We start from the raw sequence: 13,215 nt of genomic DNA, 5'->3' as shown, positions 1-13,215 counted from the left end.
ACGACGCCGCGCGCGGGCGGTTGTTTCAGGAGGCATTGTACTTCGCGGGGCAATCGGGGCGGCAGAGGGCGGCGCGCGAATTCCCGCAGCCGGGTCAGCGCGCCGTTTGCTGGACGTCGCGACGCTCAGCGCCCGTTGGCGACGCCGCGGGGTCGCGAGCAGGTGTCGCTGGGATGACGGCTGAAGCTGTCAGTGCCAGCGCGGCAACGTGCGCTCGCGCGTTGCGGCAGGTTGCCCGACGGCGAACGGGCCGCGCGTGCACGGTGTTGCCGTCACGGTTCGGGCAGGTGTCGTGATGGCTCGCGTCTCAGTTCGCGCGACGCCCCGTCGCCGGATCGAAGAAATGCAGATGACGGGCCGGCAGCGCAACGTGCAGCGCGTCGCCCGCCGCGGGCCGATGCGCGTGTGGCAAACGCACCGTCACGTCGTGCTTGCCCCAGCGACCGTGCGCGAGATTGTCCGCGCCGAGCAGTTCGCACGAGTCGACGATGAGGGTGGCGTGTGCTGCGTCCGCCTGATCCGGGCTCATATGCTCCGGGCGAATGCCGAGCGTCCAGTCCCGCCCCTTGGCGACTTCGCGGCCAATCGACGCCGCGCCCGTCAGCGGCAGCCTCGGACCGTTGCCCGCGACATCGAATGACGCGCCGTCATCCGACAAGCGGCCTTCGAGCAGATTCATCCCCGGCGAACCAATGAAGCTCGCGACGAACACCGTGGCCGGCCGCTCATAGACCTCGGTCGGTGCGCCGATCTGTTCGGCGTGACCTTTGTTCATCACGATCACGCGCTGCGCGAGCGTCATCGCTTCGATCTGATCGTGCGTGACGTACAGGCTCGTGGTCGCGAGCCGCGCATGCAGACGCTGGATTTCGAGGCGCATCTGTACACGCAAACGCGCGTCGAGATTCGACAACGGTTCGTCGAACAGAAACACCGCCGGCTCGCGCACGATGGCCCGGCCCATCGCGACGCGCTGGCGTTGGCCGCCGGACAATTCGCGTGGCTTGCGCTGCAACAGCGCTTCCAGTTCGAGAATCTGCGCCGCGGCTTCGACGCGCCTTGCGATCTGCGCGCGCTCCACGCCTGCGATCTTCAGCGCGTAGCCCATGTTCTCGGCGACGCTCATATGGGGGTACAGCGCGTAGTTCTGGAACACCATCGCGATGTTGCGATCCTTCGGCTCCAGGTCGTTGACCACTTTGCCCGCAATCGAAATACGCCCGTCGGAGATGCGTTCGAGTCCGGCGACCATCCGCAGCAAGGTAGACTTGCCGCAACCCGATGGACCCACCATCACGACGAACTCGCCGTCGGCCACGTCCACGTCGATCCCATGCAGCACGAACTGTTTGCCGTCGTAGGTTTTTTTAACGCCTTGCAGAGTCAGTGCAGCCATGCGGTATTAGCCTTTCGTTGCTTGCCGCGTTCGCGCGGTGTTGGGTATTCGAATGTGCGAAGACGCTCGCGCCGGCCCCGCGGATCACTTCTCCGAGTCCACCAGTCCGCGCACGAACCAGCGCTGCATGGTCAGCACGACGGCGAGTGGCGGCAGCATAGCGAGCAGCGTGGCGGTCATGACGAGATGCCATTCGGTCGCGGTGTCGCCCGACGCGATCATGCTGCGGATGCCGACGACGGCGGTGGTCAGCGACTGCTGGCTCGTAATCAGGATCGGCCACAGATACTGATTCCAGCCGTAAATGAACGTGATCACGAAGAGCGCCGCCATGTTCGTTCTGGACAGCGGTAGCACGATATCCCAGAAGAAGCGCATGGCGCCTGCGCCGTCGATGCGCGCCGCTTCCATCAGTTCGTCCGGCAGCGTCATGAAGAACTGGCGAAACAGGAACGTCGCAGTGGCCGACGCGATCAACGGCAACGTCAGACCGCTGTACGTATTGCTCAAATGCATCGACGAGACGACCTGCACGGTCGGGAAGATGCGCACTTCGACCGGCAGCATCAGCGTGACGAAAATCAGCCAGAACGCGAAGCTGCGAAACGGGAAACGAAAGAACACGATCGCATACGCGGAGATCATCGACACCGCGATCTTGCCGATTGAAATCACCAGCGCCATGACCAGGCTGTTGAACAGCATGCGCCCGAACGGCGCCGCCGCATTGCCGCTGCCGTGCGACCAGACGGACGCGATGTTCTCGAACAGATGCGTGCCTGGCACGAGCGACAGCGGCACCGTGAACACTTGCTGCTCGCTCATCGTCGCGGCGCAGAACGCGACGTATACCGGAAACACCACCAGCACGACGCCGAGTATCAGCACCGCGTGACAGAACAGGTCGAAACCGCGGCGATTCTCGATCATGCGTATTGAACCCGGCGTTCGATGAAGCGAAATTGCACGACCGTCAGCGCGACGACGATCACCATCAGGATCACCGACTGGGCGCCGGAGCTGCCGATGTCGAGTCCCTGGAAACCTTCGGCGAAAATCTTGTAGATCAGCGTGCGGGTCGCTTGCGCGGGGCCGCCGCCGGTGGCCGCGTCGATCACGGGGAAAGTGTCGAAGAACGCATAGGTGATGTTGATCACCAGCAGGAAGAAACTGGTCGGCGACAGCAACGGCAGCGCGATGCCGAAGAAGCGCCGCACGGGACCCGCGCCGTCGATCGCTGCCGCTTCGATCAGCGAGCGAGGAATTGCCTGCAAGCCTGCATAAAAAAACAGGAAGTTATAGCTGACCTGTTTCCAGACTGACGCGAGCACCACCAGAAACATGGCCTGGCCCGCGTTCAATGCGTGATTCCAGACGATGCCGTACTTCGCCAGCGCATACGTGATGAGGCCGATGCTCGGATTGAACAGGAATGACCACAGCACTGCGGCAATAGCGGGCGCGACGGCATAAGGCCAGATCAGCAGCGTCTGGTAGGTCTTCGCGCCGCGCGTCACCCGATCCGCGCAGACGGCGAGCAACAGCGAGATCGCGAGCCCGGACACGGTGACGAACGCGCAGAAGATGATCGTCGTATTGAAGGACGACAGATAGAGAGGATCGGCGAGCAGTTGCCTGAAGTTCTCGAAGCCGACGAATTGGCTCGATGTACCGAACGCATCCTGGCTTTGCGTGGATTGCCACAACGCCTCGCCCGCCGGCCACAGGAAGAACAGCACCGTGATAGCGAGTTGCGGCGCGACGAGCAGATAGGGCAGCAGGCTGGTGCCGAAGCGGGAGCGCTTTTCCATCGAGGATTTCCGGGTGGGGTTCAAGCCAGGGTTGCGGCGCGAGCGCGCCGCGACCCTGCCGACGAATGCCTTAGTTGCCGGCTTTTTCGAAGCGGCGCAGCAGCTCGTCGCCACGCGATACGGATGCGTCGAGCGCCTGTTGCGGCGTTTTCTTTTCCGACCAGACCTGTTCGAGTTCTTCGTCGATCACGGTGCGGATTTGCGGCATGTTGCCCAGACGCAAGCCCTTGGTGAACGGCAGCGGCGGCTTGTTGAGCATCTGCCGGATCGCGGTGTCGCTGCCCGGGTTTTTCTCGTAGAAGCCTTGCTGGCGGGTCAGGTCGTAAGCGGCGGTCGTGACCGGCAGGTAACCCGTGTCCTGATGCCACTTGGCGGCTACCGGCGGCGAGCTCAGATACGCGAGAAATTTCGCCACGCCCTTGTAGACCGCCGGGTCTTTGCCCGACAACACCCAAAGGCTTGCCCCGCCGATGATCGCGTTCTGCGGGGCGCCCTTAACGTTCGCGTCGTAGGGCATCATGCCGGTGCCGAAATTGAACTTGGCGTACTTCTTGATCGTGGCAAGCGAGCCGGACGAGTTCGTGATGATCCCGCAGTCGCCGCTATAGAACTTCGAGACCGGTTCGTCCTTGCGGCCGACATAAGTGAAGGTGCCGTCTTTCTGCATGTCCTGCAGGAACTGGATGTGCGCGACCTGCAACTGCTTGTTGAATTCGAGTTGCGAGTCAAGTCCGTCGAAGCCGTTGTTCTTCGACGCGAACGGGGCCGCATGCCACGCGCTGTAGTTCTCGAGCTGAATCCAGCTCTGCCAGCCGGACGAATAGCCGCACGCGATGCCGGACGCTTTCAGCTTTTGCGCGTCGGTGTGCAACTCGGCCCAGGTTTTCGGCGGCTGGTTTGGATCGAGGCCGGCTTTCTTGAACGCGTCCTTGTTGTAATAGAGCACCGGTGTCGAGCTGTTGAACGGCATCGAAATTAACTGGCCCGTTTTCGCGTCGCTGTAATAGCTCGCGATGGTCGGTACGAACGCTTTCTGGTCGAGCGGCAGGCCCGCTTGTTTGAACACTTGCGTGACCGGGACCACGGCCTTTTTCGCCTGCATCATCGTGGCGGTGCCGACTTCGTAGACTTGCAGTATGGCCGGCGCGTTGCCGCTGCGATATGCGGCGATGCCGGCCGCGAGTGTCTGGTCGTAGGTCCCCTTGAAGACCGGCACGATCTTGTAGTCGCTTTGCGACGCGTTGAAGTCGTTGGCGATGTCGTTCAGACGTTCGCCGAGGGCGGCTTCCATTGCGTGCCAGAACTGGATTTCGGTGGCGGCCTGGGCGGCCTGGCTTAAACCGATACCCAGTAGGGCGGCAACGGATAGCGAACGGAACAGCGGCTTGCAATTCATAGTTGGTCTCCTGTCGATCGGAGTTAGCGCTTTAGCGCTTACTCCGATCCCATGCAACGCGGTCGATCGGAGTTAGCGCTTTAGCGCTTACTCAAATCCCCGCCGGTACCCAAGTGGCGCGAATGCGAATCGGCGATTCTATTTGTGTTCAATGACAATCCGGCGTCGTGCGCGAATCGGCGTGGCCGCGTTCGACGAGCGCTGGAAGCCGCAATTTAACATCGGCTGTCAGGAAAGGAAAACAATCGGGGACAGGCTGCGCGCCACTAGCAGGCGCGTGCGTGTCGTTCGCGCTGCCACGAATCCCGCGACGCCAACAAAAAGCCCGCTCGAAGCGGGCTTTTTCAACGCATGCTGCCTGGTCGAAACTTGAACTCAGACGTTAAACGGAAAATTTGGCCGGAATAGCCATTTGGATATAGGGTTGTCGCGGACAATTGCTCAACGATATACGGTTTTGTATACGGCTCTGTTGGCGCGTGATTGTCTTCGTCAGCACACCGTTGGCCGAGCGATCGACTGCTGTTTAGGGCCCAGAGAAATCTCTGCAAGGGCTTTGGCGATTACCGAGTGAAGAGTCTACGGCTCTTGCGGCAGCCGGACGAATTACCGAAATTTTTTGAGCAGGTGCTGGCTTATCCGAACGCGACGGTGCGCATATATTGCTCAGCTTGCTGACCGGCGCACGCCGCCCCAACGAATTGGCGATGAGTTGGGACGAGGTGAATCTGGAGCGGGGCGAATGGCGCATTCCCGAAACCAAGAATGGGACGTCGCAGAGCGTCCCGCTAGTGCCCGACGCAGTGGAAATTCTTCCGGCACGTAAGAAGTTGGCGGCGTGTGCGGACTCTCAGTTTATGTTTCCCGGCTCGGGCGAGTCAGGGCACCTAGTCGAGCCGAAAAAGGCATGGATAATCATTGACTTGCCGCATATGTTCGCGAGATGGCTGGTGATGGCGGCGTGTCGTTCTACATCGTGAAGGGTTTGTTGGGTCACTCGTCCGTACCCGTGACGGAGCGATACGCTCACTTGTCGCCGGATCAGGGACGTGCGGCGCTGCGCAAAGGCTCTCAGACGGTTTTAGCGCAGTCGAGCCATTGACGCGTCCCGTCGATCATTCCGCAAGGCAGTCTCCATGAACTAGCCGTTCCGCGCTGGCGTTGCGTACGAAGACATTTTTTCGTAGAACAATGGCAGCAGGTCTCTACGCTCAGCAAGTGCAATCAGATATCCGGCAGCGACGAGCCCAAGTGCACCAGCCGCACCAAGAGCGTTTTTCAAGTCTTCCTCTGAATAGTTTGCCTCGACACGCCCTGGCCGATGCCTACGACCAACGTGTATGAATCCAGTATGCGTAAAGTCATTCATTTGGGACCACGCAGAACACTTGAAATCAGTGAGGACACCATTTGGCGTACCCATATAACTCTCGTATTCCTCTATCAATGTCGCGAACTTTTTGTCGATACGCCCCTTTTTGAACTTGGCTAGCTCTTCTTCTGACGCGCACGCGTGCAACCAAAGCCCTCTAACAAGCGCCTCCGACAGAACTCTAAGCAACGCAAAAGACGAGCCGTAAAGCTCCGAAGAATGAAGCAGAGCAATAGCAGCTTGATGCTCAATCGCGACATCCAAGCAGCCAATAGCGATTAGCGAACGCTCATCCCCAGGGAGGGAAAGGCCGGAAGTTTGTACGTCAATCCATTGGACAAGATCGACCAGTGCGGTATGTTCTGCGGGGATTTGCATGTGCGGCCTCTCGGCTGACCGGTGTTATCAGGTGTTTTAATAGCGCTTCAGCATAGCACCGTGGTTCGATTACACTCAGCCGTGCCCATTCGAATAAGGACGAACATGGCGGATATCAGCGCCGCACTCATCGGTTTTCTAGGCGTTATGACGGGTGGCTACTTCAACAATTTTCTGGCCGAAGATTACGGACGCTTTCGGGACGGCCAAGCTTTGGCTGGTGCGCTTGCTGGCGAACTCGAATCGCACACCGTTCCGATTCCAAGGATCAGAGAGGGTCTTGAGATCATGGGGAGCAAACACGCAACGGGAAAAAGCTCGACTTGCCGGAATGGCCGATGCCGCCAAGCCCGATCTTCGATCAGAACGCAGCGAAGATCGGTGCACTAGGCGCGGAAACAGCAAAGGAGGTCGCTTATGTCTATGAGAACCTCCGTGCGTATCGACAAAATTTCCACATACTGACAAAGCACGCCTCCGCTATGCCGGTCGAGTGGAGTAACGCCATGATCCTTGGTTGCTTGGCGATTATCAGTCGCTCCGAAAACCGCGCAGAACAGTTGGCCCCTACGTTAAAGAGTCAAACCGAAGAGTCATATTGGAGGCGCCCCCAAACGCAGACACAACTCAAATACGGCGCTGCGGTCATCGCGGTGTTTCTCTTCGCGCTGAAGGTCTTTGGCTGAGTAACGTCCTACTTGCGTCCCACGAGGGATTCCGGCCTTGCCGCGCGCGTCTGCAACTGCCCGAGCTCGGCCCGGTCTGCTCGTCTTTAGCTCCGTTGCGGGATTCCGCTGAGATATGCGAGACTCGCCGTTGCCAAAGCAAAAATATCGGGGGAGCTTCATGCGACTTACCTGCTCAGCAATTTTCGCGGTCTTGATCGTGCTGGCTGGGCGCGCAACAGCGCAGACTGGGCCAACCGACGTTGAATTAAAGGCAGCGTATTGCCTAGGGGTGACAAAAACTACTCAGCCAATTGCGAGCGAAATGTGGGCCGAAGTGCAGGCCACTCACCAGGATACTCTCCCTGCTGGCGCGGTGATACGTCAGAACTTGGCCGAGCAGAATGATCGACTAGATCGCCTGCGCGCATACGTTCTGCCCAAGCTGATGGCAGATCAAACGATGCAGATCGCGATTGCTGAAAAGCGCGGGGCGAACGACACATTGCAATTGCAAAGTCCTGAGGTGTCGCAATGCGGATCGCAATGTAAGGTGCCCAGCACAAACGCGCCCGACGAGATGAGCAACTACAAGTCGTGCCTAACTGCGTGCTCTCCCGCCATGCCGCGCATTTGGTCATGTAACGATACGTCTTGGCTACCGTACTAGGCGGGCTGTTCGTACGTCCGGGGAATCAAAATGAGCAAGGTTGCTACGGCGATTAATGTCGTTCTTGGTATCTTCAACGCCTTCATGTTGGTGCGGGCGCGGCGCGTATCGTTGATGGTCGTGCCGACAATTCCGCAGGCTGGGTCTGCGCGTGGCGATGATCGAGACTCGCATGAAATCCGCGTCCAAGTGATCAATTTGAGTGGGTTCCCGGTCTATGTGGGTGAGGTCGGGTTGCAACGCCGTGACGATCCCAATAGCGTTATCAAGTTTGAGGCTCCGGAAGGTCGGCCCTATCCGATTCTGCTTAATTCGCGTGAGTCGATTCGAGTCGTCCCGGCGACCGGAGACATAATGCGTTCCGTCGTGTACCGGTGCCGTTGCGCCTACGCGCTAACTGAATGTGGCCGCATGCGCAGGGGTACGAGTCCGACGCTGCAACAGCAAGAGATAAATGTTTTGGTGCGTGAGAAGGCGTCGCGCAGATCGATTGCGTTCACGCGCGTAAGGCATCTATGGGAAGGACTCGCCAGCCGCGTAGGGGCAGTATTTTGGTAGGCTTATTGAATGGTTGCAATAGTGCGACGTCCCTTACGCATCCCGTCCGGTCCTACGCCCAAACGTGTAGCGCAGTGCTACTGCCATCATTAGGCAGTCTTTTTTAATTCTCAAAACAGTAATACCGTATAGACGGTACTGCGAGTTTCCCTCGCCAATCGTCAGGATTCGCTCAAGCCAGCTAAGCCCCTCGTATTGCAGGCGCGTGGCCCCGGTCGAGTTCCGCGCTGTGTGCGGTTGTCTTCGCCCCATCCGCCCTTATGCGAGCCCGTGTCGTTCCCGTCAAAGAACGTGGTTGTTGGCTGATCCACCAGTTTGTCGGACAGCGCCGAAATCAGTTTGTCGTTAGGTCCCATGGTTCAATCTCTTCAGGTCAGGCGTTTAAGGTCGTGCTCGATCGGTTTCAGTGGTTCGGGTGGTTCCTTCTGCTCGCTGCGGTAATTAATCGACCGTTTTCTTGCCGGGTCAGAACACGTCGGAAATGTGGAAATAAAGTCCTTGTTCCAAGGTTTATTTGCACATGATATTATTTCCACGTTGTCTTTCCACTGAGCGCGCCATGTCCAAGACCTTCCTGTATGCCCGAGTCAGCACTAGTGAGCAGACGACTGCGAATCAGGTGTTGTTGGCCGAGAAGGCGGGTTACGTTGTCGCTGATCGTCACGTGTATGCAGAGACGATCAGCGGTACGGTCGCGGCTATGGATCGGCCGATGTTTGCCAAGCTGGTCGGCAAACTCGACGAAGGCGACAACCTTGTGGTCACAAAGCTGGATCGACTCGGACGGAACGCGCGCGACATAGATGCGACGGTTGCGATGTTGCGAGACATGAAGGTCGTAGTCATTGTGTTGGACCTGCCAGTGATGGAAGTGACGAGCGCGGCCGGTGATCTCGTTATGCGCATGTTTGCAGCGTTTGCTCAGTTCGAACGCGACCAATTGGTGGAACGCACGCACGCTGGCCTCGCACGGGCCAAGGCCGAAGGCAAGATTTCCGGCCGCCCGTTGGCGCTGACGGCCGTGCAACGCGCCGAAATCAAAGTGAAGCTTGGAGCGGGCGCGACCGCACGCGGACTCGCGAAAGAGTATGGTGTGAGCCATCCGACCATTACGAAGGCTGCGGCCCTCATCGCGTAATTGGCCGAGCTTTCGCTGCTCCCGTAAATGCATGCGACGGTAGATCGAGGGAGCGCGAGGTCCAATATTGGTTGATAGCTTAGCAACGATTCATCACGTCCATCCACTCGGATCAAACTTTGCTCGCGCAAACATATCCATTGATTTGTTACCGAGCTTGGGGCTTCGGTGTGTGGCGCAAACGCGACTGCTTCAAATACAGAGATGCGCATGAAGCGTCTAGTCTGATCGCGCCGAAGCTGGACTCGCCGCTAATGGGCAACTGCCGAACTTCCCGTTTCGGCCACTTTCCGCCGCTCGCCTGAGCGATGTAGCGATCAGTGGATCGGCGGATTCACTCCGAAACCCGCCCGATGCTCAACGCGTTGTCGGCCATAGCACCCGCTGACGAGGGGGAGTTTCAAGTGACCGTCCGGGTTCCAGCAACCGTTCGTGCCTCTAGCAATCACTTGCCCTTTGCCGCTCTTGATGGGACGCAGGATGCTCGCTTCTTTGATCTATTTCGCATAAATTGCGCGAGTGTCGTGAAAAGGATGGACGAGGGCAAAAAACGCTAAAGAAAGGGAATTATTTGGCCGATATACGACCAACCACCACACCGTTTAGGGGAAAGTAAGGAATGAGCCAAGAGCAGAAGAAATCTATAAGACCAAAACTGGGACGGGGTTTCAGTCACATTCAATCCATGCTTGTAGTGACTTCAACATTTGTCCTTGTGTCGCTGGGCGCTTGCAACAATTCCAGTGATAATAACCCAACCCAAGCAGTGCAATCGGCAAGTCCATCTGTCACCCAGGAAGCAGCAACTACACCACCGACGCCTCCGGCGCCACAGGAATTCTATGTTGGCGATACATTGGAAAACGGTCAACTTCAGGTAACTTTAAGTGCCGTGAAGACAGGGACGACCATCAACAGTTCATTTGAGACCAAGACGGCGTCCGAAGGTGGGCAATACGTCGTGGTTATCGTAAAGGAGAAGAATGTAGGATCGAAGCCTATCAATTCCTTCGACATGCCTCGCATTAATTTGGTCGACAGCAACGGTAACAAATACTCGTCGGACATTGATGCATCTAGTGCGGCGGCAAGTATCTTTGGTGATAATAGCAAAATCCTCAGTGATTTGAATCCGGGGATTGCGACTACATCTGTCAAGGCTTTTGAAGTCGGCAAAGACGCGTTCAATGCCGACGCGTGGCATTTAAAAGTCGGAGACGCTTTCGTCTATCGCCTTGTCTCTCGGGCAAATCCGACAGCGCAAGCAGCGGCTGAGGCGTCTCCGCAAGCAGCGACGGCGGGACCTTCGCAACCAGCAGCGGCTCAGGCAAACGCGGCACAGGCGCAGGAGCAGCAACCGCCTGCTCAGGAGCAGTCTACGCAGGCCGGTGCTAATCAACAGGCAGACCCTGCTGCTGACTTGAACACAACCCCAAATCAGGTCTACGGGACGAGTTTTGACTGCGGGCAAAGCCATTCGCAGAATGAATATTTGATTTGCCACACGCCCACACTTGCTGGCGCAGACGTGAAGCTCGCCAACGCGGTAACGGGAGCCAAAACCGCAATTAACCCGAGCGATTTGGATGCGCTGAAAGAACGGATGCGTGGACAGTGGAACTTTAGGGAGAAGCACTGTAACGACGTCGCCTGTCTGAATACTTGGTACACGTATCAACTCAATACGATGGCACTCATTGAGCAAACTCGGAACGTGGCGGCTCGCTTGGATACCGCACAAAACTGATAGTCACAGAGGTGGCGAGGGGCAGAATTCAGTACTAGGTATAGAACGCCCGCAAGCGACTAACTTGCGGGCGTTTTTTTTGGTGGATTCCCCCAGGACGCAAGCCAACTATCTGCGCATCGTGCGTGGGTTCACCCGATACCTCGGGCGCTCGCCGAATATCGGAATCCTCGGTGTCGCGGCGGCCCAGACAGCGCGCTTCAGCGCGGTCAACGTGGCAAACAAAATACCCACTGACGGTGATCGGAATGACGGCAAAGGGTCGACCTGAGCGGGTCGCATCGGACCGAGTCCAGCGCTACCGAGTACTTCCTTGGGCCGTGGTCACTGGTCACGTTCATTCCCATCCATCATGGAGTGCAAACGACGGGTTGCCGGAGTAGGATCGATATAGGCGAGCTTCTATATGGTCAGAGTGTGCTCGCAGACAAATCAAGCCGATACTAAATTTGGGGAATCACCGTGACTTTCAGCGATGCTTGGATCGACTCAGTCGACGATCAGGAGTTTGCCGCTTTCTTGGCGCAGTCACCGCGCTTTCGCGTTCTCCCTCCGCCACCAAGTCCCTATTGGATTACTCACGTACGGGGGTGGGCAAAGAAGGAGGGGGTAGGGATTAAATACCCAGGCGACGACGGTCTGGAGATTCATGTGCTGGTCACGAGGCGGCAATTGATGCGGTTCTTCGATGATATGTTTGGGCCGTTGAAATCATGCGTCGATCCCTCAACCTTACGCGGGTACGTTGTTGACAAGTGCCGCGACGACCGTACCTACTTGATCGCCGCCGACGAGTTTTAGGCTGAACGCGTTAGACGTCATTGATTTGTTGGCGAAGCACGTTCCTGCAATGTATGAGTGCGGGGTGCGGCGTTATCTGAGATAGTTCGTCGGTACTGAGGTCCGTAAGTTTCCGCTGAGGCCAAAACAAGATTTGCCAAGTATCGAATCAGCGGATTGCATTCATCGCATTCAGGCAATTTTGGTCAAGTGCCTGGTTCATGCCCAGGATTGTGACCACGTTCGTCACCTGAGTCAGCATCGTCTGTTTTATCTGAGGATCAACGCACCGCTTCGCCACATCAAGCGCGCCGTTCTTTTCTACAGCGCGCTTGAACATATTCTCAAGCGTCGGCCCCGCATTTTGTTGACGGATTTTTTCGGCGGAATCTGGATCAGTCCGTTCGAAGAATCGAATTGCATTCTTTGAACATGCGTCCATTGCTCGTACGTACTGCTCACACGCGGGCGGCACTTGCTGCGAGTGAGCTGCCTGTGCGCTGACGATGAGCGCTGCTGTCCCGAGCATCAGAATTTGGCCTGTTTTTCTCATTTTCCTTCCCTCAAATGTTTGCTCCGCGCATGCGGAAAAATTCGATGCTCTTTGGATATCGCTTGTCGGCATGTGGACAAGGTGCAAAGCACGAGCGGGCGTTGCCGCACTGTTGTTGGTCAATCCTCGTAGTCCGCGATCGCAGCGACACGCGTACCCGTTCGAACCTTTTCGAGATTGGACTTGGCATTCGCCTGCCGTGCTTCGGCCGCGAGTTCTTTCGAAACGATGGACTTGCCGATAGGGGCGATGGCAAGGCCTGCAAGCTTGAAGTGCTGCAGGCCAAACGGGATTCCGAGGATGGTGACGCAGCAGGCGACGCCAGCGATTGTGTGCGCCAGTGCGATCCATATCCCGATTAGCAGCCAGACGAGATTCCCAACGGTGCCAAGCGCAGATGTGCCCACGTCGCGTTTCAGCGTCAACTCGCGCCGGTTGATCGCTTCCTTGCCGAACGGCGATGCCGCGAGTTCAGAAATGTTGTAGCACGCGCGGCCCCACGGGATTCCCATAATGGAGACAAAGCAGAGGGCCGAAGCCACGAGCCAAAGTAGCCACGCCCAGAATCCCCCAAGAAAGCAGAACCAGATGACGTTTCCGATAGTGCGCATTTTTCAGTCCTTTTTCCGAAAACCATTGTGGAATTGTCAGGGCGTCTGCACCCGAACGCCCCACACATCTTCCTGTTTAACGGCAAATTAAAGGCAACATTTAGTGTTGTTGTCGACATTTTAAGGTGTTACCGAATTTT

The 13,215-nt window shown here is 57.5% G+C and carries 13 protein-coding genes; 5 read left to right on the top strand and 8 right to left on the bottom strand.

Features of this window, described 5'->3' with window-relative positions; genetic code table 11:
• Window positions 1–125 precede the first annotated feature (125 nt).
• The 5 genes from ABQJ48_RS37890 to ugpB all read right to left on the bottom strand — a co-directional run bounded on the left by ABQJ48_RS37890 (window position 126) and on the right by ugpB (window position 4,603).
• Window positions 126–230 carry a DUF3761 domain-containing protein gene (locus ABQJ48_RS37890; protein ID WP_473094176.1) on the bottom strand — a complete coding sequence of 35 codons (105 nt, stop codon included), beginning with the start codon at window positions 228–230 and terminating at the stop codon, window positions 126–128.
• 77 nt (window positions 231–307) lie between these two features.
• A complete protein-coding gene (locus tag ABQJ48_RS23665; protein WP_367840436.1) occupies window positions 308–1,396 on the bottom strand; it encodes a sn-glycerol-3-phosphate import ATP-binding protein UgpC in 1,089 nt (362 codons plus the stop codon).
• A gap of 84 nt (window positions 1,397–1,480) precedes the next feature.
• On the bottom strand, window positions 1,481–2,326 hold the full coding sequence (ugpE, locus tag ABQJ48_RS23660) for a sn-glycerol-3-phosphate ABC transporter permease UgpE (protein ID WP_367840435.1): 846 nt from the start codon (window positions 2,324–2,326) through the stop codon (window positions 1,481–1,483).
• On the bottom strand, window positions 2,323–3,207 hold the full coding sequence (gene ugpA / locus ABQJ48_RS23655) for a sn-glycerol-3-phosphate ABC transporter permease UgpA (RefSeq protein ID WP_367840434.1): 885 nt from the start codon (window positions 3,205–3,207) through the stop codon (window positions 2,323–2,325). The genes ugpE and ugpA overlap by 4 nt, the downstream gene beginning before the upstream one ends.
• A 70-nt stretch (window positions 3,208–3,277) precedes the next feature.
• Window positions 3,278–4,603: a sn-glycerol-3-phosphate ABC transporter substrate-binding protein UgpB gene (ugpB, locus tag ABQJ48_RS23650; RefSeq protein ID WP_367840433.1), complete on the bottom strand. Its 1,326-nt coding sequence runs from the start codon at window positions 4,601–4,603 to the stop codon at window positions 3,278–3,280.
• Window positions 4,604–5,265: 662 nt separating this feature from the next.
• On the opposite strand from ugpB, the gene ABQJ48_RS23645 reads away from it, so the two are divergent.
• Window positions 5,266–5,583 carry a site-specific integrase gene (locus ABQJ48_RS23645; protein ID WP_367840432.1) on the top strand — a complete coding sequence of 106 codons (318 nt, stop codon included), beginning with the start codon at window positions 5,266–5,268 and terminating at the stop codon, window positions 5,581–5,583.
• Window positions 5,584–5,744: 161 nt separating this feature from the next.
• Here ABQJ48_RS23645 and ABQJ48_RS23640 read toward each other — a convergent pair whose 3' ends face one another.
• Complete coding sequence (locus ABQJ48_RS23640) at window positions 5,745–6,353, bottom strand: DUF6988 family protein (protein ID WP_367840431.1); 609 nt, start codon at window positions 6,351–6,353, stop codon at window positions 5,745–5,747.
• Between the two features lie 338 nt (window positions 6,354–6,691).
• Here ABQJ48_RS23640 and ABQJ48_RS23635 point away from each other — a divergent pair, with 338 nt between their 5' ends.
• From ABQJ48_RS23635 to ABQJ48_RS23620, 4 genes are all read left to right on the top strand, one after another.
• Window positions 6,692–7,039: a hypothetical protein gene (locus tag ABQJ48_RS23635; protein ID WP_367840430.1), complete on the top strand. Its 348-nt coding sequence runs from the start codon at window positions 6,692–6,694 to the stop codon at window positions 7,037–7,039.
• A 679-nt stretch (window positions 7,040–7,718) separates the two neighbouring features.
• Window positions 7,719–8,246, top strand: a complete 528-nt coding sequence (locus ABQJ48_RS23630) for a hypothetical protein (RefSeq protein ID WP_367840429.1) — start codon at window positions 7,719–7,721, stop codon at window positions 8,244–8,246.
• Window positions 8,247–8,805: 559 nt separating this feature from the next.
• Window positions 8,806–9,384 carry a recombinase family protein gene (locus ABQJ48_RS23625; protein WP_367840428.1) on the top strand — a complete coding sequence of 193 codons (579 nt, stop codon included), beginning with the start codon at window positions 8,806–8,808 and terminating at the stop codon, window positions 9,382–9,384.
• Window positions 9,385–10,003: 619 nt separating this feature from the next.
• Window positions 10,004–11,131, top strand: a complete 1,128-nt coding sequence (locus ABQJ48_RS23620; RefSeq protein WP_367840427.1) for a DUF4352 domain-containing protein — start codon at window positions 10,004–10,006, stop codon at window positions 11,129–11,131.
• A gap of 949 nt (window positions 11,132–12,080) precedes the next feature.
• Here the strand turns inward: ABQJ48_RS23620 and ABQJ48_RS23615 are convergent.
• Together ABQJ48_RS23615 and ABQJ48_RS23610 are read right to left on the bottom strand one after the other, a co-directional pair.
• On the bottom strand, window positions 12,081–12,587 hold the full coding sequence (locus ABQJ48_RS23615; protein ID WP_367840426.1) for a hypothetical protein: 507 nt from the start codon (window positions 12,585–12,587) through the stop codon (window positions 12,081–12,083).
• A complete protein-coding gene (locus tag ABQJ48_RS23610; RefSeq protein WP_367840425.1) occupies window positions 12,584–13,075 on the bottom strand; it encodes a YccF domain-containing protein in 492 nt (163 codons plus the stop codon). Before ABQJ48_RS23610 ends, ABQJ48_RS23615 begins: the two co-directional genes overlap by 4 nt.
• Window positions 13,076–13,215: the final 140 nt, after the last annotated feature.

This window comes from Paraburkholderia suaedae, from assembly GCF_040812055.1.
GTDB lineage: Bacteria > Pseudomonadota > Gammaproteobacteria > Burkholderiales > Burkholderiaceae > Paraburkholderia.
The sequence above is the reverse complement of the archived record's forward strand: the minus strand, read 5'-3'. Positions and strand labels throughout refer to the sequence as shown.